Here is a 20192-nt window from a genome sequence, read left to right on the forward strand (position 1 = left end):
CCCCGGGCATGAATCATCGAGGGTATGGAAACCGCAACGCCGCAGCTCGCCGTCACCGTGGCGATCACCCGCCGGGCCGATCCGTCCCGCAACGCGGAGATGCTGGCCTGGGTCCGGGCCGGCGCCACCCTGGCCGAGGACTTCCCCGGCTTCCTCGGGGTGGGCTGGATGCGGCCGGTGCTGGGCTCGACGGAGTGGCACATGCTGTACCGCTTCGCCGACGCCACCGCCCTGCGCGCGTGGGAGGAGTCCCCGCAGCGGCAGTGGTGGCTGTCGTCGGCGCAGGGCATGGTCGAGCACACCCGGGTGGAGCGGCGTACCGGCATCGAGGGCTGGTTCGACCCGCCGCAGGAGCACGAGGTCGACGACCTGACCGCGCCGGCGCCGGGTCCGCCGCCGCGCTGGAAGCAGGCGGTGATCATCTGGCTGGGCTTCTTCCCGGTCAGCCTGCTCGCGGCGGTGACGCTGGGGCACCTGCTGGCCGGGCAGCACGTGCTGGTGCGCACGCTGGTGACCACGTTGTGCCTGACGCCGCTGATGACGTACCTCGTGCTGCCGCAGGTCACGAAGGCGCTGCAATGGTGGCTGCACAAGCAGCCGCCGCCGTGGCGCCGCTGAGGATTTGACCCTCGACCAACTCGAGGCACCAGGCTCCCACCCGTGCGGAGATACGGGATCTGGCTGGCGGCCGCGACGGTGTCACTGCTCGGCACGCAGGTGCTGGGCTTCGCGATGGCCTGGGTGGCGGCTGGGCGCGGCGGGGCGTTCGCCGGCCTGGTGCTGACGGCGATCAACCTGCCGCGGGTGCTGTTGCTGCTGGCGGGCGGGGCGGTGGCCGACCGGGTCGGCGCCTGGCGCGTGATGATCGTGGCCGACGTCGTGATGACGGCCGTGATGCTGGCGGTCGCGGGCGCGGCGCTGGCGTGGGGTGAGCAGCCGTGGTTGCTGGTGGGCGCGGCGCTGGCGGTCGGGGTGGTGGACGCCTTCTATCTGCCCAGCTCGGGGTCGCTGCCGCGGTTGCTGGTGAGTGGTCCCGGCCTGGCCCGGGCGTTGTCGGCCCGCCACCTCGCGGGGCAGCTCGTTGCCGCTGCCGGGCCGCCGCTGGGCGCGGTGGTGGTGGCTGCCGCGGGCATCGCCGCCGCGGCTCTGGGCAACGCGGCGACGTTCGCCCTGATGGCCTTGGTGCTGCTGGTACTGCGGCGAAGTCTGCCGGACCTGGGTCGTCCCGCGGGTGCGGCATCGGCGCGGGCCGGTGGTTTCCGGCGGCAGGCGGTTGACGGCTTGCGTACGGCCGGGCGGGACAAGGTGTTGCGGCCGGCGCTGTTGCTGACCGGGGCTGCGGCAGCCTCTCTGCTGCCGGTTTCGGGGCTGCTGGTGCCGTTGCTGGCTCGTCAGCGGCACTGGCCTGCCGCTGCGGGTGGGGCGGTTGTGGGTGCCGTGGCTCTCGGGACGGCAGTTGTGGCGAGCGTCGTGCTGGCGCGGGGTGCGGCCCGGCGGCCAGGTGCGGCGGCGATCACCGGGCTGCTGATCGCGGCGGGGGCGGTGGCGGCGCTGGCGGTGGCGCCCGGCGTGGCGATGGCGGTCGGTGCCGGGCTGGTGGTCGGGGTGGGTGCTGGGCTGTTCAGTGCGCACATCGCGCCGCTGGTCCTGGGGGCGGCGCCGGCAACGCACCTGGCTCGGATCCAGGCGGTGCTGGTGCTCGTGCAGAGTGTGCCGCTGCTGGTCACCACCAACGTGCTGGGCGGGTTGACCGACGCCGGCTCGGCGTCGGTGGTGCTGCTGGTCTGCGCTTCGGCGCTGGGCCTGGCGGCGATGGTGACCGCCGTGGGCAGCGAGTTGCCCGCGGCCGGCGTGGGGGATGGGTCAGCTGGGGCGGTGCCAGCGGGCGCCGAGGGCGGTGCCGGTAGGGGCGGCGCCGACCAGGCTGCCGTAGGAGGTCGCGGCGGCGCGTAGGCCGGCGAGATGGATGTCCAGGTAGCGGCGGCGTAGTTCGCGGATCTGGTCCGGGGTGCCGAGACGGATGGCGGCGAGCTGTTCGTAGATCATCGGCAGGTCGGTGCTCTCCAGGTCGGCCCGGACGGCACCCGCCTGCTGGGCGCGGTGCAGGATGCCGTGCGCGAGCACCCTGGCCTGCGCGGCCAGGTCGCGGTGCTCCGGCGTGGTCGGGAAACGGCCGGCCAGATACACGGTCAGCGAGTGCACGTCGGCCTCGACGACGCCGCGCAGGAACGTCACGAACGCCTCCCATGGATCAGCCACCTCACCCGCCGCCTCCGCAACAGCGACGAACTGCCGCAGGCCGTCCAGGCAGAGCGTCGCCAGCAATGCCTCCTTGCTGGGGTAACGCCGGTACAGCGCGCTGATGCCCACCCCGGCGGCCCGGGCGACCGCGCCGATCGGGGCGTCCGGGTCGGCGAGGAAGACGTTCCGGGCCGCGGTGAGGATCGCGCCGTCGTTGCGGACGGCCCGGGCGCGGCGGCCGTTCAGGACCTCGGGTTCCGTCATGGTCGACCTCGTTTCCGGACGGCGTGGAGACGTCCGGACCAGGCTAACACTTGTGCGGAACGGATCGTTCCGCTACTTTCAGAGGTAGCGGAACGTTTCATTCCGTTCCGGAAGCGGCGAGGAGAGATCATGAACGCGACGACCACCTGGACCGTCCTGGACCGCGCCCACGCAGCCCTGCGCGACGCGACCGCGGCGCTGACCGACGCCGACCTCGGCCGGCCCACACCCTGCACGGAGTGGACCGTGGCTCAGGTCCTCCAGCACGCCGCGGGCGACCAGCTCGCCTACGTCGCCGCCATCACCGGGCACGGCGGCCCGGCCGACGACCCGTTCACGCCGTCCGGCTCCCTGACCGGCAGCCCGGCCGAGCTCGTCGAGCCCACCCTCGCCGCGGCCGCGGCCGCCTTCGCCACCGTCGACCCCTCCGGCACGGCGCCGACCCCGCTGCCGCACGGTGCCCTGCCCGCCGCCACGGCCGTCGGGGCCGCCGCGCTCGACGCCGCCGTCCACGCCTGGGACATCGCGGTCGCGACCGGCCGGCCCGCGCGGCTCGACGACGACCTCGCCGCCGAGCTGCTGCCGGTGGCCCGGGCGATCGTCGAGCCGCTGCGTCAGTACGGCGCGTACGCACCCGCGCTGGCGGCCGGTGAGCAGGACGGCGCCGCCGCGCAGCTGCTGCGTTACTTGGGCCGTGACCCCGAGTGGTCCGCGGTGAGCTGACAGCCGCAACTTCCGGGCGATTTCGTTCAGCTCGCCCGCTCCGCGCCCGATCGTTGGCGGCGAGGAGGCAATCAGATGCGGCTGCGCAACTGGCTCGCCGTGGTCGTCAGCGTTCTGCTGCTGGTGGCTGTCGGCATCGTGGGCGTGATGGTGAACCGGTCGGCGCTGCGTGCCGCCGACACGGTGCACCGTTCCGACTCGCTGGCGCTCGCGGTCAACAACGCGACCCTGGCCGGGCAGATGCAGCAGCTCTCCGCCAAGGAGCTCAAGGCCTTCGCCGACAGCTACCCCTTCCACCTCGGCGCCGGCTACGTCGGGGACCGGGAGGCGCTCGAGGCGTACGTCGCGAAGTCCACCTCCTTCCCGTACGGGGCGGCGATCACCGGGCTCGACGGCACCGTGCTGAACGCGTCCCGGGGGAACCCGCTGCCGCCGGGCTCCGACACCGGTTACCAGCCGATGCGCGCGTTGCTGGCCGCGGGCAAGCTCGGCGTCTCCTCGGTCATGCAGGTCAAGGACGCGGGCGGGAACACCGTCGCGGTCGAGGCTTTCGCTGTGCCGATCAAGGCCGGGGGCGCCACCGCGGCGTTGCTGGTCGGCTACCACAAGTTCGCGGCTACGACTCTGCAGGCGTACACCGCGCGGTTGAAGTCGGCGGCGCATCTGACCTCGATCGTCGACACCGCCGGGCAGGTCGGTTTCACCAGCCAGGCCGAGCGGATCGGCACCCGGATCGACCCCGCCGTGGTCACCGCCGCGGCCCGGCTGACCGACGGGTCGGTGTTCGTCGAGTACCGCGCGGCCGGCACCGAGATGATCTCCATCGTCGTGAAGAACGAGTCGCTGCCGGGCGGCTGGGCGTACGTGCGCACCCAGACGCTGGCGTCCTTCGACGGCGCGGTGCACAGCCGCAGCCAGACCATCAACGTGACGCTGCTGGCGATGCTTCTGATCGGCGCCGTCGGCATCTCCGCCCTCGGCTACCGCACCCAGGTCCAGCGGCGCCGCGCCGACGAGCGGTTCCAGGCCTTGTTCCTGCACGCCCCGGACATGGTGGCCGTGCTCGACGCCGAGGGCCGGGTCGCGTACTCCAGCCCCAGCGCCGCGTCGGTGCTGCACTTCCCGGCGGGCTCGCTGCAGGGTTCCAGCGTCTTCGAGCTGGTGCACCCGGAGGACCGGCCGCGGATGCGGGAGGCCTTCGCCGCGCTGCTCAGCGGGCGGGACTCGGTGCTGCGGTTGCAGACCCGGATCCTCAACCGGGCCGGCAACGCCACCTGGTTCGAGTTCACCGCCTCCAACCAGATGCAGAACCCGGCGCTGACCGGCATCGTCATCAACGCCCGCGACATCTCCGAGAACCGGGCGTTCCAGGAGCGGCTGCACCACGAGGCCACCCACGACGCGCTCACCGGACTGCCGAATCGCCGGCGCATGCAGGACGCGCTGGGCACCTCGCTGCGCGACGAGGCGGTGGCCGTGCTCTTCGTCGACCTCGACGGCTTCAAGCCGGTCAACGACGCGCACGGGCACGAGGCCGGCGACGAGTTGCTGCGCCAGGTCGCCGAGCGGCTCAGCGCCTGCGTCCGCGAGGGTGACGTGCTGGCCCGGGTCGGCGGCGACGAGTTCGTGGTGCTGATGCCGGGGGTCACCGCGCAGGCCGACGCCGACGCGATGAGCCAGCGGGTCCGGCTCGCGGTGGAGCGCCCGTTCCAGGTGTTCGGCGCCGAGATCACCATCGGGGCCAGCGTCGGCGTGCACCTGGCCACCCCGAGCGACGACCCGGACCAGGCCCTGCGCGCCGCCGACCACGCCATGTACGCGGTCAAGCACCTCGGCGGCGGCCGGCGCGCGAACGGCGTACCGGAACAACGGGAACCGGCCCGCGTGGGCCGGCACCGCGCCGACTAGGTGTGCTGCCCAGGGAGGTTGGTCACCGGGATCGTGTGACGCGCGGTTCTGTCTGGACGGTCCGCGTGCTGTCAAACTGGCAGGTGAAGAACTTTGCCTGTGCGGTTGGCGAGCGCCTCATCGATGCGTTCGAAGCCCAGCCAGTCAGCAACCAACAGGAAGAGGATGTCTTCGTTCGGTCCTCCGAGCGCGCAGGCAAAGCCGGCTTGATCGGTGTCCACCCGCTTCAGCACCTCCCCACCTTCGCGTACCAGAACGCAAGCCCCATGTGGACCCGGGCCAACGTCGGCCTGGGCCTCGACATCTGCGGCGTGCGTCCAGATCGCGCCGGTGGCGTCGAGGCAGATTCCGTCGGGTCCGATACCCTCGGCCCATGTCCGGCGGCTGGACAAGCTCCCGTCGGACCCGATGTCGAAGGCGGTCAGCCGGCCAGCAAATGACTCGGCCACGATCAGCGTGCTGTTGTCGGGCGTGACAACCATGCCATTGGGGAAGGCCAGACCTTCGGCCACCTTCCGAACTTGGCCCTCGTTGGAGACCATCGCGATCACTCCCTCCTCAGGAGCCGCGAAGTCGAATCCGTTGACGTAGACGTTGTCTCGCCCGTCGACGACTATCTCGTTCCAACCATGGGAGGCTATGGCGCCGAGGTCGGCGTGTGGCACCGTTCTTCCATCGGATTCATGACGCATGAGGCGGTCACCAGTCACGAGCAATCGGCCGTCAGAAAGCCAACCCAGCGACCAGCCGAGCCCGGTCGGACCGGTACCGACTACCTCGCTGGTGCCGGCGAGGTTGGTGGCGACGATCTCTCCGGTGCCCCAATGGGCGAACCAGAGCCGTCCTTTGTGCCACCGAGGTGACTCGGGGTAGGCAAGCCCCGACAGCAGTACTTGTGGCGATGCGGATGCAGTCTCAGTACTTGACATGAGTTGACACGGTAGCGAAGGTGTCCTACCGGACCGCGAAAACGGTGGGCCGAGCGGTACGCCGCGATGGGTGAGGCCGGCATGCAGGACCGCTCGAGCCGGCCGCACCGTCAGCCTTCCCGCACGCCGCGGCCGGTGGTCAAGCGGATCGTCCGTCTTCGCTGGAGCAAGCGGCTCGGACCGGTGGCGATCGGCGCCCGACTCGACATGCCGCCTCGACCTGTGCACGCGGTCCTGACCCGGTGCCGGGTGAACCGGCTCTCCCACATTGATCGGCATACCGGCGAACGAGTCCGCCGGTATGAGCACGAGACCCCCGGTGCGCTGATCCACGTGGATGTGCGCCCAGGGCCACAAGCACCGCGCAGCGACCGCACCGCACCCTGGCCGACGGGTGGGCATTCGGCGGCCTATCCCCGGTCACCCGGTTGACCAACCTCCCTGGGCAGCACAACGAGGACAGGCCCTGGGCCGGGATCAACCCCGGTCGAGCAGCTTCCGCAGCTCGACGGCCAGCGCGATGGACGCGTCGATCTCCACCTTGCGGATCGACACGCTCTCCACGTTGAAGCCGAACGGCATCCCGAGCCGCCGGCAGAAGGTGATCAGGTCGCGGGCGTTGCGCACGCACTGGTCGAACGACTCGGCCAGCGGATCCGGCGAGTGCCGCAGGGTGTTCTCCAGCCATGGCGGCACGTTCACGCCCAGCCACTTGAGGAACGCCAGGGTCTTCAGCGACCCGCACACCGACATCGTCAGGATGACCGGGCGCGGCGCGATGCCGCGGTCGCGGCAGGCGTAGTAGTAGTCCGAGAGCATGCTCTTGGTGGCGTCGACGTCGTAGACCACCTGGGAGACGAAGTACGCGCAGCCACGCTCCTGTTTGGACACCATCCGCAGGTGCTCGTCGCGGCCCCGGATGTACCGCTCGGTGATCGCGACGCCGCCCACCAGCAGGTCCGGGCGCACCTCGCGGCGCAGCTCGTGGGCTGTGCGCAGGTCCGTGCGCACTGCCTTGTCGCTCGACGACGGGCCGACGAAGACGGTCATGACCTGGTCGGTGTCCACCGCCCGCAACCAGGACGACAGCTCGTCGCGCGGATACTTGCCGACGCACCGGTAGATGACCACCGGCTTACCGAAGCCGCCGAGGTGACCGGCGTGGAAGTCCGCCGGGTCCATCGTCGGCAGGAACGGGAACGGCCGGTCGTCCGGGTTACGGTCGCTCTCGTCGTCGATGTCGTAGAGGACGAGCCCGTCCAGGTCCACGTCGGCGAGCCGGGCCGTGGTGACGGCCGCGATCTCGTCGGCCCGGGCGGCGGCGCTCTGCCGGGGTGGGGTGACGCTGACGAGCAGCATCCCGCTGTGGGCCTCTTGCAGTTTCACGCGCAGCGGAGTCGGCATGCCGCTCAGAGTAAGGGGCTCGCGCGGCGGACCGAGCGGCTAGGTTGGCCCTATGGCCACCAAGTCACCCGCGATCGAGGTCGATGCCGGGGAGCACACCGTCCGTGTCTCGAACCCGGACCGGGTGTACTTCCCGGAGCTCGGCCTGACCAAGCTCGACCTGGTCAACTACTACCTGAGCGTCGGCGACGGCATCGTGCGGGCGCTGCGCGAGCGGCCGTGCATGCTGCACCGCTTCCCGGACGGCCTGGCCGGGGAGAAGGTGCACCAGAAGAGGGTGCCGCACGGCGCCCCGCCCTGGTTGCAGACGGTCCGGGTGGAGTTCCCCCGCTACAAGCGGCACGCCGACGAGTTGTGCGTGACCCAGCTGGGCGAGGTGATCTGGGCAGTGCAGATGTCGACGGTCGAGTTCCACCCGTGGAATTCCCGGCGCGCCGACACCGAGAAGCCCGACGAGTGGCGCATCGACCTCGACCCGATGCCCGACTGCGGGTTCGACACCGTACGCCGGGTCGCGCACGTGGCCCACGAGGTCCTCGACGAGCTGGGCATCACCGGCTATCCCAAGACCTCCGGCGGCCGGGGCCTGCACATCTACGTCCGGATCGCGCCCGAGCACGGGTTCCCCGACGTACGGCGGGCGGCGCTGGCCTTCGCCCGGGAGGTCGAGCGGCGCTCGCCCGAGGTGACCACCACCTGGTGGCGCAAGGACCGCGACCCGGAGAAGCTGTTCGTCGACTACAACCAGAACGCCCGCGACCACACCATCGCCAGCGCGTACTCGGTGCGGGGCAACCAGCGGGGGACGGTCTCCACGCCGATCCGCTGGGACGAGGTCGACGCCGTGGAGCCCGACGACTTCACCCTGCAGACCGTGCCGGCCCGCTTCGCCGAGCTGGGTGACCTGCACGCGAGCATCGACGATACGGCCTTCAGCCTCACCACGCTGCTGGAGTGGGCCGAGCGCGACGAGCGAGCGGGTCTGGCCGGACCGGCCGACCCGGAGTGACGCCTGTCCACATCACGCCATGTCCGCTCTGCGGCAGCCTCACGTAACACGACGGTGAATATCCGGACTCCATGATGCGTGCAGCGAATCACGCTGCGAAGGAGTCCCCATGCTGAGTCGTCTGCTCGTCGGCGTCCTGATCGGAGCCACGGCGATACCCGGCCCCGCGGCGGCCGCCCCGGCCGCACCGGCACCGGCCCGGGCCGAGCCCGGCGCCGCGACCATCACCCTGATCACCGGCGACACGGTCGCACTCACCAAGACCGGCCAGCGGTACGCGGCCACGGTCCGTCCCGCCCCCGGCCGCGAGGGCGTCACGTTCCACACCCTGGAGACCGACGGCGGCCTGCGGGTGCTGCCGGCCGACGCGATCCCGCTGGTCGACGCGGGCCGCCTCGACGCCGAGCTGTTCGACGTCGAGCACCTGGTGGCCCAGGGCTACGGCGACGCGGCCTCACCGACCCTGCCGCTCATCGTCCAGGGTGGCGGCGCTGCCTTCCGTACCGCCGACGCGCGCGCCCTGACCAGCATCGACGCGACCGCGATCAAGCCGGCCAAGGACAGCCTGGCCGCCTTCTGGAAGGCGCGGAACGCGACCGCCCGGACCGCGGGTGAGACCCACATCTGGCTGGACGGCAAGGTCAAGCCGGTGCTGGACCGCAGCACCGCGCAGATCGGCGCCCCCACCGCCTGGCAGGCCGGGCTCGACGGCCGCGGCGTCAAGGTCGCCGTGCTCGACACCGGCGTCGACGCCGGCCACCCCGATCTGGCCGGCCGGATCGCCGAGGCGCGCAACTTCAGCGCGAGCGAGGACACCGTCGACCGCTTCGGCCACGGCACCCACGTCGCGGCCACGGTCGCCGGCAGCGGCGCGGCCTCCGGCGGCAGCCGCAAGGGTGTCGCGTACGGCGCCCAGCTGCTGATCGGCAAGGTGCTCGACGACAGTGGCTCCGGCTACGAGTCCGAGATCATCCAGGGCATGCAGTGGGCTGTGGCGCAGGGGGCCAAGGTCGTCAACATGAGCCTCGGCGGCTCGGCCACCGACGGCACCGACCCGATGAGCGTCGCGGTCGACGAGATCAGCGCGGCCAGCGGCGCCCTGTTCGTCATCGCGGCGGGTAACGAGGGCGCGGACTCCACGGTCGGCACCCCCGGTGCCGCCCCCAGCGCGCTGACGGTCGGCGCGGTCGACCGGGCCGACCAGCTCGCCGACTTCTCCAGCCGCGGCCCGCGCCTCGGCGACCTCGGTCTCAAGCCCGAGATCACCGCGCCGGGCGTCGCCATCGTGGCGGCCCGCGCGGCCGGCACGACCATGGGCGACCCGGTCGACGAGCATTACACCGCGGCCTCCGGCACCTCGATGGCGACGCCGCACATCGCCGGTTCGGCGGCCCTGCTGGCCCAGCAGCACCCGGACTGGACCGGCCCCAGAATCAAGGAAGCGCTGGTCAGCACCGCGAAGACCGCCGCCGGCCAGTCCGTGTACGCCCAGGGCGCCGGCCGCGTCGACCTCACCCGGGCCACCACCCAGCCGGTGACCGGCACGGCCGTCGCGGACTTCGGCCTGCACGCGGTCGGCGAGACGCCGAGCATCGCCACCAAGACCGTGACCTACACGAACGCGGGCAGCACGCCGGTGACCCTGGCCCTGGCCGCACCGGCCGGCTTCACCACGGACAAGCCCAGCGTCACCGTGCCGGCCGCCGGCTCCGCGTCCGTCGTGCTCAGCGTCGACTTCGCGCAGCAGGACCAGGGCCAGTTCAGCGGCTGGCTCAAGGCCACCGCCGCCGGCACCGTGGTCACCACCGCGATCGGCGCGACCCTGGACGGCCCCCGGCACACCGTCACGGTCAAGGCCGTCGACCGCAGCGGTACGCCCGCAGCCGTGCCCGCACTGACCATCCACGGCGACGACAGCCGCTTCGACGTGCTCGGCTGGTTCGGCACCGGTGGCCGTACGTGGGAGGTGCAGGAGGGGACGTACCTGCTCGACGCGCTGCTCGAGGACGGTGCGCCGCTCGACGAGCAGGCCACCTACGTGAGCATCCCGGAGCTGCGGGTCGACCGGGACATCGAGGTGCTGATCGACGCCCGCAAGGGCACGCCGATCCGGATCGAGACGCCCAAGCCCTCGGAGCAGCAGGCGGTGCTCAGCTACTACGTGCACCGGGTCACCGGCACGGGCCGCGGCATCTCTCACGGCGTCATGCACTTCAGCACAATCGAGCAGGTCAACGTCGTACCGACGCGGAAGGTGGCCAAGGGCAGCTTCGAGTTCTCGTCGCGGTGGCAGCTCGTGGCGCCGATGGTGCAGACCCGGGTGCCCGGCGTCAGCGGTCCGCTCGACCTCAACCTGTTGGGCAACTCACCGGCCTACGCCGGCACCAAGCGGTTCCCGTTGACCACGTGGGGTGCCGGCCCCGTACGAGGGAAAGCTGTGCTGATCCCGGCGACCGACGCTGACGAGCTGGACCAGATCGACGCGGCGGCGCGAGCCGGCGCGGCGGCAGCCCTGCTGGTGCGGCCGGCCGACCGTTCCGCGTGGACGGTGTTCGCACCGGACGCCGAACAGCTGCCGGTGACCTCGCTGGCCGTGGCGTACGACGACGGGCAGAAGCTGCTCGCCCGGGCCGCCCGTCCGGGCGCGGTGATCGACCTGACCCTGACCCGGTCGAGCCCGTACCTCTACGACGTCTTCCAGGTGTCCGAGGACCGCATCCCGGAGCGCGTCGTGCACCGGGTGACAGCCGCCAACAGCCGGCGGATCAGCACGACCTACGCCGACAACGGCGGTTTCGACTGGGTGAAGGAGCAGCGGTTCGGATGGCGCCCCTGGCAGACGTATTCGTGGAACGACACCTCGCGCGTGGTGCACACCCCGTCGACCCGCGAGGAGTGGGTGTCGGCCGGCGACTCGGTGTGGCAGCACCGGGTGCACAGCCTCTACCCGTGGAGCAGCTTCGGGCCGTTGCAGGGTGGCTTCACCGAGCTGCCGCGGAGCTACAGCGCGGGCAAGGAGGCGGAGAGCTGGGCCGCCCCGGTGGTACGGCCCGCGGCGCCGGCCGGCATCGCGTCGACCCGCGTCGGTGACGTGCTGAAACTGCGCGTCGCGGAGTTCGTGGACAGCGACGGTCACTACGAGGCCGAGGCGCTCGACCCCGTGGCCGCCACGCTCTGGCGGGACGGCGAGGTGCTTGCCGAGCTGCCGAACGCCTGGCAGAACGTGGCCACGAGCAAGGGGACGGCGGCGTACAAGCTGCGCCTCACCACGCAACGCGGTGGCGAGGACTGGCTGTACGGCACGAGGACCGAAACCGAGTGGACGTTCCGCTCCGGGGCCGACGGCACCCTGCCGCTGCTGCACGTCGGCTACGACGCGCCGCGCACGACCCGGGCGCACCTGCTGAAGCTGACCTTCTCGGCCAAGGTGACCAGCCTGAAGGTGGAGGTGTCGGCCGACGACGGCGCCACGTTCCAGCGGGCCGTGACCGTCGGCAGCACGGCCCTGATCCCGGGCGGGCGTACGCCGGTCTCGCTGCGGGTCACCGCGAAGGACAAGGCGGGCAACACCGTGACGCAGACGGTGGTCCGCGCCTACCCGCGCGGCTGACCGGCCGGGTCCGCCGGGGCTGTCAGCCAGCCCCGGCGGGCCGCCTGGAACGCCAGGCCGGTGCGGGTGTCCACTCCGGCCAGGGCCATCAGCCGGTCCAGCCGGCGCTGCACGGTGCGCTTGCTGACCCCGAGATGGGTGGCGATCGACTTGTCCGGCATCCCAGAGACGAACAGCGAAAGCAGCAGCACCTCGGGCGCCGGCAGGTCCCCACGCGGGGCGTCGGCGAGCACCGGCGTGGCCCGCTCCCAGTAGCTCTCGAAGAGCGCCACCAGCGCGTCGAGCAGCTCACTGGAGCGGATCAGCGCGGCGGTGGGCTCGCCGACCCCGCGGGACTCGTCCGGCACCAGCGGGCAGATGGCCAGGGAGCGGTCGGCGATCGCCAGCCGTACGGGCAGAGCAGGCAAAGTGCGCGACTCCTCACCCGCTTTGATCGATTCGACGATGCTCGCCAGCTCGCCGGGCTTCTCCAGCAGCTCCCGCTCGTAGATGGCGCGGTACCTCACGCCCCGGGCCAGCGCCGAGCCCTCCTCCTCGTTCTCCGGTCCCTGCATGGCGATCGGGTTGGCCCGGCAGAACCAGAGGATCTCCTCCCGGGCGGTGTCCTGCATCTCGAACAACCGCCGTCGCAGCGCCTGCGCACCGACGACGATCTCGACCAGGTGCTCGGCGCTGCGCCGCCGGTTGCTGCTGCGGTAGTCCTCACTGAGCGCGGCGACGACCTGTCGCGCCGACTCCAGCGACTGTTGTTGACGCAGCAGCGTGTCACCCAGAGCAACATCCGGTGGCAGGGCGTGAAAGGTCGGGCCGGGGGTGACGAGGCCCTTGGCGCGCAACGACTCCAGCACGTCAGCGGCCTGCCGCGCGGACGTGCCGGCGAGCCGCGCCAGCTCGTCCGGGCCGGCACCGGCGAGCCGCACCAGCAAGCGGTAAGCCTCCTGCTCAGCGGTGGTGAGCAGCTCGGGGTCGGGATGCATGCGGCCACTCTACGAGCGTCCCGCAGCCCCGGCGGCCGGCCGGTTTCGGTCGGGACGTCGACAGGTTCTTCTGCACCGGGGCCGGCCCCGGCAGACTGGCCCTGATGAACGGCCGTCGAGCGGAGGCTACGTGAGTTCGGAAAGCATGTCGCGGGATCAGCGCCGGGCGCAGCGGCTGGCCCGCTACGACGAGCTGCGGGCCGAGCGCCCGCACCTGTTCGTCAACCCGCCGGACGCGGCCTACGAGATCGTCTTCGACGAGGCCGGGCAGAGCCTGGTCGCCGACGAGTCCGCCGCGAAACTGCGGGCGGTGGGCAAGCCCGAGGAGTACGGCGACATCGGCGTGATCTATGAGGACTCGTTCGTGATCGGGGTGCGCGACGCGGTCCGGTTCCGTGACGGGGGACTGGGGCCGTTCATCCGCATCATGGGTGCCGTGGTCGGTACCGGCGCGGCGGTCCTGCCCGTGCTCCCGGACGGCCGGATCGTGTTGATCCGGCATTTCCGGCACGACTCCCGGAGCTGGCACTGGGAGATCCCGCGCGGTTTCGCCGAGCCGGGTGCGGACGGCGCCACCACCGCGGGCCGGGAGCTCACCGAGGAGCTGGGCGTCCCGGTCGGCAAGGTCGAGCTGCTCGGCCGCTTCGCCAACGACGCCGAGTTCGACGAGATCTTCCTGGCCCGCCTCGACGTCCCGGAGCTGCCCGCCGAAGGCACCCGGGACGCGTTCCTGGAAGGCATCGACGACGTCCGGCTGGTCACCCGCGAGCAGCTGGAGGCGATGATGGTGGCGGGGGAGATGACCGACAGTTACACGCTGGCCGCGTACGGGTTCGCCGTCGCCCGCGGCGCGCTGTAAGGACCGGGCGGCGTAGCCGATCATCCGATATCGACCCCGAGAAAACCCTGAGCTGTCGTTTTTCTGCTTGGTGCGGTCATCGGGCGGGCCTACGCTCCGGCCCATCGGATGACACGGGGGGTTCCGAGATGGCCAGGCTGGTGTGCGGACGCTGGAGCAAATGGGTGGTGCTCGGCCTCTGGGTCGTGGTGCTCATGATCGCGGCGCCGATGGCGGGCAAGCTGACCGACGTCCAGAAGAACGACAATGCCGCCTGGCTGCCCGGTGGGGCGGAAGCCACCCAGGTCTCCGAGCTGCAGGGCACCTTCCAGGCCGACGACATCGCACCGGCCGTCATCGTCTACGAGCGGGCCGCCGGCATCACCCCGGCCGACACCGCCAAGGCCACTCAGGACGCTGCCGCGATGGGCCGGGTCGCCGGGGTCACCGGTGACGTCACCGGGCCCGTGCCGGCCAAGGACGGTCAGGCGCTGCAGACCATCGTGCCGATCAAGGTGGACGCGGACGGCTGGGACAAGATCGTCGACACGGTCGACCAGCTGAAGGCCACCACCGGCGCCGGGAGCGGCGGGCTCAGCATCCAGTACGCCGGGCCGGCCGCCACCGCCGCGGACAGCGCCGAGGCGTTCGAGGGGATCGACGGCACCCTGCTCTACACGACGCTGGCGATCGTGGCGATCATCCTGCTGATCACGTACCGCAGTCCGGTGCTCTGGCTGTTGCCCATCATCTCCGCCGGGGTCGCGCTGACCACCTCGCAGGCGGTCATCTACCTGCTGGCCAAGCACGCCGGGCTGGTGGTGAACGCGCAGAGCGCGGGCATCCTGACGGTGCTCGTCTTCGGCGCGGGCACCGACTACGCCCTGCTGCTCGTCGCCCGCTACCGCGAGGAGCTGCGCCGGCACGACGACCGGCACGAGGCGATGGCGCTCGCGTTGCACCGGGCCGGGCCGGCCATCATCGCCAGCGCCGCCACCGTGGCCGTGGGCATGTCCTGCCTGACGCTGGCCGAGGTCAACTCGACCAGCGGCCTGGGCCCGGTCTCCGCGCTCGGCATCGTGGTCGGGCTGCTCGCGATGATCACCCTGCTGCCCGCGCTGCTGGTCATCTTCGGCCGCTGGCTGTTCTGGCCGGTGCGCCCGGCGATGGGCACAGCCGAGCCGACCGCCACCGGTATCTACGCCCGGCTCGGCACGCGGATCGCCCGCCGGCCCCGCCTGGTCTGGGTCACCACCGCGGCCGTGCTCGGCGCGATGTCGCTGGGCCTGCTCCAGCTCGAGGCCAACGGCCTGACCCAGGCCGACCAGTTCGTCGACAAGCCGTCGTCGGTCTCCGGCGAGGAGGCGCTGGCCCGGCACTTCGCGGCCGGCCAGGGCCAGCCGGTCGTCGTGATCGGCCAGGCGGCCGCGGCCGCCCAGATCCGGTCGGCGGTCGCCGCCACACCCGGCATCAGCTCCGCCGGTGAGCCCGTGGTCAAGGGCGACCTGGTGCTGATCGAGGGCCTGCTGGCCGACCCGCCGGACAGCGACGCCGCGATGGCCACCATCAAGCGGGTCCGCGCCGCCGTGCATCCGGTCGGCGACGCGCAGGTGGGCGGCATGACCGCCATGACGCTGGACATCAACGAGGCCAACGAGCACGACAACCGGCTGATCATCCCGCTGGTCCTGCTCGTGGTGCTGGTGATCCTGGGCCTGCTGCTGCGCGCGATCGTCGCCCCGCTGGTGCTGATCGCCACGGTCGTGCTGTCCTTCGGCGCGGCGCTGGGCGTCAGCGCGCTGGTCTTCCGGCACGTGTTCGGCTTCGCCGGCGAGGACACCTCGTTCCCGCTGTACGTGTTCGTCTTCCTGGTCGCCCTGGGCATCGACTACAACATCTTCCTGATGACCCGGGTCCGCGAGGAGGCCCACACGCACGGCACCCGCCGTGGCGCGCTGATCGGCCTGGCCGCCACCGGTGGGGTGATCACCTCGGCCGGGATCGTGCTGGCGGGCACCTTCGCCGCGCTCGGCAGCCTGCCGCTGGTGGCGTTCGCCGAGATCGGTTTCGCGGTCGCGTTCGGCGTGCTGCTGGACACCCTGATCGTGCGGTCGGTGCTGGTGACCGCGCTCAACCTGGACCTGGGACGGTGGATGTGGTGGCCGGGGCGGCTGACCCGGGTCCGCGACGAGCCGGCCCCGCGCGAGCCGGAACGTGACCTCGCACCCGTGCCCTGAGCGGGTAGATTCCCTGCTCATGAGGTTTCGCGCGGAGCTGCAGCCGACCGGCGGGAACACAGCCGGGTTCCCGGTCGACGACGAGGTGGTGGCCGCGCTGGACGGCGGTGGCCGGCCCAAGGTGGTCGTGACCGTCAACGGCTTCGAGTGGCGCAGCTCGATCGCGCGGATGAGCGGCTCCTACTGGCTGGGCGTCAGCGCGGAACGCCGGGCCGCCGCCGGGATCGCGCCCGGCGAGGTGCTCGACGTGGACGTCGTGCTGGACCGGGCCGTACGCGAGGTGGAGGTGCCGGCGGATCTCGCGGCGGCGCTCGACGCCGAGCCGGCCGCGAAGGCGTTCTGGGACGGCCTGTCCTACAGCAACAAGAGCTGGCACGTCCTGCAGGTCACCGGCGCGAAGGCGGCGGAGACGAGGGCCCGGCGGGTGGCCCGGTCGGTGGCGATGATGCTCGAGGGCCGGGCCCGCTGACCGTCACTGGCCGCCGATCCGCTTGACGGTCGTGCCGACCAGCTTCTGCCAGTCGGCCGAGAACTGGGGGTTGGCGCTCGCGTCCGACTTGCCCAGGCGGTAGATCGCGTACTGGTCGACGAGCACCACGTTGCCCCGGGCCAGCGCGGCCACGGCCACGTCGGCGGTGGCGGGGTGCGCTTTGTCGTACTGCTTCTGGCGGGTGGTGACGAAGCCGATCCAGCCGCCCTCCTCCAGCGGGGCCGTCGCGGCCGTCTCCGTGTACGCCGGTTCCTCGCGCTCGCCGGACTTCGCCGGCCGTGACACCGTGGGTGCGCAGGCGTCGGCGACCGTACGCAGCGTGGCGAGCGCGGTCGCGGCGGAGACGGCGTCCTCGTAGACCAGGCCCAGCTGGGTCAGGCTCTGCACGCCCTCGGTGCCTTCGTCGGAGAGCGGCGCGGCGACCAGCTGTGGTTTGCCCGGGATGCCGGCCGGGGCGGTGTCGGCGCCGCAGATGCTGACGAGCTGGTTCGGCGCCGCCGACTCCGGCGGGGCCTTCCAGGTCGGGCCGACCTCGGCGGGCTTGAGCAGAGCGTTGCGCACGGTGTCGACGGTGATCGTGCCGTCGGGGTCGGGGGAGTCGTCCGACGAGCAGCCGGCGAAAGCGGCGACGGCACACACGGCCAGGGCGGCACGGACGACTCTGGTCACAACCATCCGGCCATGATGGCAGACGTCCGGCGGTCACCCGCAGTCACCAGCAGGCGGTGCCCCGGCGGTGACGTGACGTGACGAACTCGCGGGCCGGGATCCGCGATGATCCCGGTCCGCGAGCAGCGGTCGGTGCACCTCAGGCCGTCGGGGCCACCGGCGGCGCTGCCGGATCGGCCGGCGGTGCGGCGGGGTCGGTGTCGCCGAGCGGCGCGAGCAGCTCGGCGCGGCCCTCGAAGGCGAACAGCAGCAGATCGACCATCCGGAACGTGTCGGCGTCCGGGCCCAGGCTCGGGTGCCACGACGGGTCGCGCACGATCGAGATGCGGCTGCCCTCCATCGCGCGGTGGAAGACCTCCGCCACGATCCGGCCGCCGACGCCGGTGAGCCGTCCGCCGTTGAGCTCCGCCTCCCGCAGGATGTAGAACCACAGCGGCGTCCGGGCGGCGAACGCGTCCCGCTCGTCGTCGCTGAGCGTGGTGAGCACCGCGCCGGCGTCCGTACCGTCGATGATCTGCTCCGCGGTGAGCGGCGCGACGCCGAGGAACTCCGCCGCCTGCTGGCCGCTGGCCAGCTCGACCATGTTCGCCCGGACCAGGTTGCGGAACGCCAGGTTCAGCTGGATCTCCGGCGGGCTGGTGCCGTTGCCGCCGAACGTGCCCTTGGGCATCCCGGCCAGCGGGTTGACCAGCAGCGTGTCGATGCGCTGGGCGATGTTGACGCCGGCCGGCGCGGCCAGGTCGGGGCGGGAGGCCTCCGCGGCGAAGTCGTACATCCGCCGCCAGTCGACCGCCCAGTTGGTCGGGAGCCGTTCGAAGAGCCCCGACTCCTGGTCGTTGACGTCCGGGTTGGCCGGGTCGAAGTTGCCGCTGGTGCCGCTGAAGGTGAACAGCAACCGCAGGCTGCCCCGGGTGCCGGAGAAGATCCGGTTCCAGTCGTACGCGGCCCGCACCATGCTGTGCCCGAGCCGGTACGCCGCCACCGAGAACTCGATCGGCATCGTCGGGGTGTCGCCGGCCTTGGCGTACCGCTGATGACCGTTGGTGTGGCCGTCGCCGGGCACCTCGAAGAACCGTCGGCCGGTGGTGAACACGTCCTCGACGATCTCCCGGTCGACGATCCGCGGCAGGAAGTCGGTGCGCAGCATCCACTGGTAGTGCCGCACGACGGTTTCCCGGGCCCGCTCGAACAGGATCGCGCTGGGCACGCCGTTGTCGGCCAGCTGGTCGACGACCCGGTTGTGGAAGCGGATGAACGCCAGGTGGGTCTGCGCCACGATGAGGTTCTCGTCGTTGCGGTGGTCCGGGATCAGCGCGCGCTGCCGCTCCGCCTTGGTCGAGCCCTGGGTGACCCGCGGCAGGTCGTAGCCGTTGAGGTTGACGTTGGTGCCGCCGGTGCCGATCGCGGCCGTGATGCCGACGCGCAGCTTCAGCTTGTCCGGGGCGTAGAAGCGGTCGTCGTCGCGGTCGCCGGGGCCGCGGCCGTACACCGAGTCCAGGTCCAGGGCCGGCGACCGGCCCTGCAGCAGCTCGTTGACGGTGACGTGCTCGCCCAGTGCGCGGGCCGTGTTGTCCAGGGTCAGGTCGTGGTCGACGAACTGGCCCAGGTAGGTGAAGCCGGCCGGCACCGGCGGATCGGCGGACTCCGGCTGCACCGCCGGGGCCGTGGGTGCCACGGTCATCGCCGTCGCGACCTTCTCCAGGACGGTCGCGTCGATGGTCCCGCCCTTGGGCAGCAGCCGGGAGAACCGGAACTTGCGCAGGGACGCCTCGGTGGACGGCCGTTCACACACTCCGCTCTTGCCGTCCGTGGTCAGGATCCCCTCGCCGACGACGTAGTAGTTCTCGCGCATGTGACGTTTCACGAGTGCGTACACCTTTCGCCCGAGTGAGTCGCCGCCCGCCCGGGGAGGGACGGGCGGCGAGGACACGTCCCCCTCGGCCGCATCCGTAGGATGCAGAGCTGCCAGCCGGTGCCCCTGATACCGAAGTGGCGGCGGTGTCGGGTAGCTGTCAGCGATGCCGCAGGGCGGTGAGGAACCAGCCGAGCACCGGGCCGAGACGCTCCGGGGCCGGCCAGCCGTTGACCACCGACAGCAGCTCCAGGTAGCGCTCCCGGCGCGGGTCCCGGGCCGCCTCCAGCTGGGCCTCGAGCCGGTCGCGCACCGGATAGCGGGTCAGCACCGCGGTCACCACCCGCCCGGCCGGTGGCGAGGCCGGGTCGACGCCGGCCGCCAGCGCCGGTCCGGCCTCGTCGCGCACCAGCGCGACCGGGTCCCGGCGGAGCAGCACCGGATCGCGGTCGGCGGCGTGCCGCTCGGCCAGCTGCCGCATGAGCTCCCGGAACGCCGGCTGCCGGGCCAGCCCGGCCAGTTCGATCCATGCCTCCAGCTGCGCGGGCTCCGGGTCGTCGGGCAGTTCCGGGGTCAGCGAGCGGGCGATGCCGGCGAAACCGTCCAGGCCGCTGAAGACCTGCCCGAGGAAGTCGTCGATCAGAGCGCGGCGTTCCCGCTCGCCGAGCCCGGCCAGTTCGCGCATGTGCTGGACCTCCTGCGGGGTGGATCCGTACCGCGCCGCGGCCGACAGCACCGCGCGGCGCAGTCGCAGGGTGCGGATCTGGATGTCGAGAGCTTCGGTGTGGGCGGCCGCCACCTCGGCCAGGGTGGCCTCGCGATCCACCACCCGGCGGATGGTGGCCAGGTCGAGCCCCAGCTCACGCAGGGTGCGGACCAGTTCGAGGCGGGCCACCGCGGTGGCGTCGTAGCGGCGGTGACCGGCCACGCTGCGGCCGGCCGGCGGCACGATCCCGCGATCGGCGTAGAACCGGACGGTCTTGACCGTCAGCCCGGTCCGCCGGGCCAGCTCACCGATCGACAGGAATGCCATGACCCCAC

16 protein-coding genes and 1 pseudogene are annotated in these 20192 nt (G+C 72.0%); 10 read left to right on the forward strand and 7 right to left on the reverse strand.

The features are described from left to right. Window positions 1-24 precede the first annotated feature (24 nt). Together ACZ6S4_RS08905 and ACZ6S4_RS08910 are read left to right on the forward strand one after the other, a co-directional pair. Entirely contained in the window at window positions 25-618 is a 594-nt protein-coding gene (locus tag ACZ6S4_RS08905; RefSeq protein WP_465474347.1) for an antibiotic biosynthesis monooxygenase, read from the forward strand. Window positions 619-660: 42 nt separating this feature from the next. Further along, entirely contained in the window at window positions 661-1953 is a 1293-nt protein-coding gene (locus ACZ6S4_RS08910; protein WP_465474348.1) for an MFS transporter, read from the forward strand. Here ACZ6S4_RS08910 and ACZ6S4_RS08915 read toward each other — a convergent pair. After that, complete coding sequence (locus tag ACZ6S4_RS08915) at window positions 1864-2505, reverse strand: TetR/AcrR family transcriptional regulator (protein ID WP_465474349.1); 642 nt, start codon at window positions 2503-2505, stop codon at window positions 1864-1866. The two genes, ACZ6S4_RS08910 and ACZ6S4_RS08915, sit on opposite strands and share 90 nt — an antisense overlap. Window positions 2506-2634: 129 nt before the next feature. Here ACZ6S4_RS08915 and ACZ6S4_RS08920 point away from each other — a divergent pair, with 129 nt between their 5' ends. Both ACZ6S4_RS08920 and ACZ6S4_RS08925 read left to right on the forward strand, forming a co-directional pair. Beyond that, window positions 2635-3228, forward strand: coding sequence for a TIGR03086 family metal-binding protein (locus tag ACZ6S4_RS08920; RefSeq protein ID WP_465474350.1), 594 nt, complete (start codon window positions 2635-2637; stop codon window positions 3226-3228). 75 nt (window positions 3229-3303) lie between these two features. Then, entirely contained in the window at window positions 3304-5136 is a 1833-nt protein-coding gene (locus tag ACZ6S4_RS08925) for a diguanylate cyclase domain-containing protein (protein WP_465474351.1), read from the forward strand. Window positions 5137-5207: 71 nt separating this feature from the next. Here the strand turns inward: ACZ6S4_RS08925 and ACZ6S4_RS08930 are convergent, their stop codons facing one another. Next, window positions 5208-6065 carry an SMP-30/gluconolactonase/LRE family protein gene (locus tag ACZ6S4_RS08930; RefSeq protein WP_465474352.1) on the reverse strand — a complete coding sequence of 286 codons (858 nt, stop codon included), beginning with the start codon at window positions 6063-6065 and terminating at the stop codon, window positions 5208-5210. Window positions 6066-6104: 39 nt separating this feature from the next. Here ACZ6S4_RS08930 and ACZ6S4_RS08935 point away from each other — a divergent pair. Further along, window positions 6105-6407 (forward strand): annotated as a pseudogene (locus tag ACZ6S4_RS08935) (IS481 family transposase); the annotation flags it as partial. Between the two features lie 135 nt (window positions 6408-6542). On the opposite strand, the gene ACZ6S4_RS08940 reads toward ACZ6S4_RS08935, so the two are convergent. Continuing rightward, on the reverse strand, window positions 6543-7469 hold the full coding sequence (locus ACZ6S4_RS08940; RefSeq protein ID WP_465474353.1) for a 5,10-methylenetetrahydrofolate reductase: 927 nt from the start codon (window positions 7467-7469) through the stop codon (window positions 6543-6545). 52 nt (window positions 7470-7521) lie between these two features. Here ACZ6S4_RS08940 and ligD point away from each other — a divergent pair, with 52 nt between their 5' ends. Together ligD and ACZ6S4_RS08950 are read left to right on the forward strand one after the other, a co-directional pair. Next, window positions 7522-8478, forward strand: coding sequence for a non-homologous end-joining DNA ligase (gene ligD, locus ACZ6S4_RS08945; protein WP_465474354.1), 957 nt, complete (start codon window positions 7522-7524; stop codon window positions 8476-8478). Between the two features lie 109 nt (window positions 8479-8587). Beyond that, complete coding sequence (locus ACZ6S4_RS08950; protein ID WP_465474355.1) at window positions 8588-12088, forward strand: S8 family serine peptidase; 3501 nt, start codon at window positions 8588-8590, stop codon at window positions 12086-12088. Here ACZ6S4_RS08950 and ACZ6S4_RS08955 read toward each other — a convergent pair. Beyond that, window positions 12073-13065 carry a TrmB family transcriptional regulator gene (locus tag ACZ6S4_RS08955; protein ID WP_465474356.1) on the reverse strand — a complete coding sequence of 331 codons (993 nt, stop codon included), beginning with the start codon at window positions 13063-13065 and terminating at the stop codon, window positions 12073-12075. The two genes, ACZ6S4_RS08950 and ACZ6S4_RS08955, sit on opposite strands and share 16 nt — an antisense overlap. Window positions 13066-13195: 130 nt before the next feature. On the opposite strand from ACZ6S4_RS08955, the gene ACZ6S4_RS08960 reads away from it, so the two are divergent. The 3 genes from ACZ6S4_RS08960 (at window position 13196) to ACZ6S4_RS08970 (ending at window position 16609) form a co-directional block, all read left to right on the forward strand. Further along, entirely contained in the window at window positions 13196-13924 is a 729-nt protein-coding gene (locus ACZ6S4_RS08960) for an NUDIX hydrolase (RefSeq protein ID WP_465474357.1), read from the forward strand. Window positions 13925-14052: 128 nt separating this feature from the next. Next, window positions 14053-16140, forward strand: a complete 2088-nt coding sequence (locus ACZ6S4_RS08965) for an MMPL family transporter (RefSeq protein WP_465474358.1) — start codon at window positions 14053-14055, stop codon at window positions 16138-16140. A 19-nt stretch (window positions 16141-16159) separates the two neighbouring features. Continuing rightward, entirely contained in the window at window positions 16160-16609 is a 450-nt protein-coding gene (locus tag ACZ6S4_RS08970) for a YdeI/OmpD-associated family protein (RefSeq protein ID WP_465474359.1), read from the forward strand. A gap of 3 nt (window positions 16610-16612) precedes the next feature. Here the strand turns inward: ACZ6S4_RS08970 and ACZ6S4_RS08975 are convergent, their stop codons facing one another. From ACZ6S4_RS08975 to ACZ6S4_RS08985, 3 genes are all read right to left on the reverse strand, one after another. Further along, a complete protein-coding gene (locus ACZ6S4_RS08975; RefSeq protein WP_465474360.1) occupies window positions 16613-17305 on the reverse strand; it encodes a hypothetical protein in 693 nt (230 codons plus the stop codon). A gap of 133 nt (window positions 17306-17438) precedes the next feature. After that, window positions 17439-19163 (reverse strand): peroxidase family protein, encoded by a 1725-nt coding sequence (locus tag ACZ6S4_RS08980; protein ID WP_465474361.1) that lies wholly within the window; start codon window positions 19161-19163, stop codon window positions 17439-17441. 148 nt (window positions 19164-19311) lie between these two features. Beyond that, a complete protein-coding gene (locus tag ACZ6S4_RS08985; RefSeq protein WP_465474362.1) occupies window positions 19312-20184 on the reverse strand; it encodes a MerR family transcriptional regulator in 873 nt (290 codons plus the stop codon). Between the last annotated feature and the right edge of the window lie 8 nt (window positions 20185-20192).

The organism is Actinoplanes sp. NPDC051405 (assembly GCF_055586185.1).

What these genes read in the sequence shown, in the direction of transcription:
- ACZ6S4_RS08905 (WP_465474347.1), top strand. Translation starts at nt 25, where the DNA reads ATGGAAACCGCAACGCCGCAGCTCGCCGTCACCGTGGCGATCACCCGC.
- ACZ6S4_RS08915 (WP_465474349.1), bottom strand. Translation starts at nt 2,505, where the DNA reads ATGACGGAACCCGAGGTCCTGAACGGCCGCCGCGCCCGGGCCGTCCGC.
- ACZ6S4_RS08920 (WP_465474350.1), top strand. Translation starts at nt 2,635, where the DNA reads ATGAACGCGACGACCACCTGGACCGTCCTGGACCGCGCCCACGCAGCC.
- ACZ6S4_RS08925 (WP_465474351.1), top strand. Translation starts at nt 3,304, where the DNA reads ATGCGGCTGCGCAACTGGCTCGCCGTGGTCGTCAGCGTTCTGCTGCTG.
- ACZ6S4_RS08930 (WP_465474352.1), bottom strand. Translation starts at nt 6,065, where the DNA reads ATGTCAAGTACTGAGACTGCATCCGCATCGCCACAAGTACTGCTGTCG.
- ACZ6S4_RS08940 (WP_465474353.1), bottom strand. Translation starts at nt 7,469, where the DNA reads ATGCCGACTCCGCTGCGCGTGAAACTGCAAGAGGCCCACAGCGGGATG.
- ligD (WP_465474354.1), top strand. Translation starts at nt 7,522, where the DNA reads ATGGCCACCAAGTCACCCGCGATCGAGGTCGATGCCGGGGAGCACACC.
- ACZ6S4_RS08950 (WP_465474355.1), top strand. Translation starts at nt 8,588, where the DNA reads ATGCTGAGTCGTCTGCTCGTCGGCGTCCTGATCGGAGCCACGGCGATA.
- ACZ6S4_RS08955 (WP_465474356.1), bottom strand. Translation starts at nt 13,065, where the DNA reads ATGCATCCCGACCCCGAGCTGCTCACCACCGCTGAGCAGGAGGCTTAC.
- ACZ6S4_RS08965 (WP_465474358.1), top strand. Translation starts at nt 14,053, where the DNA reads ATGGCCAGGCTGGTGTGCGGACGCTGGAGCAAATGGGTGGTGCTCGGC.
- ACZ6S4_RS08970 (WP_465474359.1), top strand. Translation starts at nt 16,160, where the DNA reads ATGAGGTTTCGCGCGGAGCTGCAGCCGACCGGCGGGAACACAGCCGGG.
- ACZ6S4_RS08975 (WP_465474360.1), bottom strand. Translation starts at nt 17,305, where the DNA reads ATGGTTGTGACCAGAGTCGTCCGTGCCGCCCTGGCCGTGTGTGCCGTC.
- ACZ6S4_RS08985 (WP_465474362.1), bottom strand. Translation starts at nt 20,184, where the DNA reads ATGGCATTCCTGTCGATCGGTGAGCTGGCCCGGCGGACCGGGCTGACG.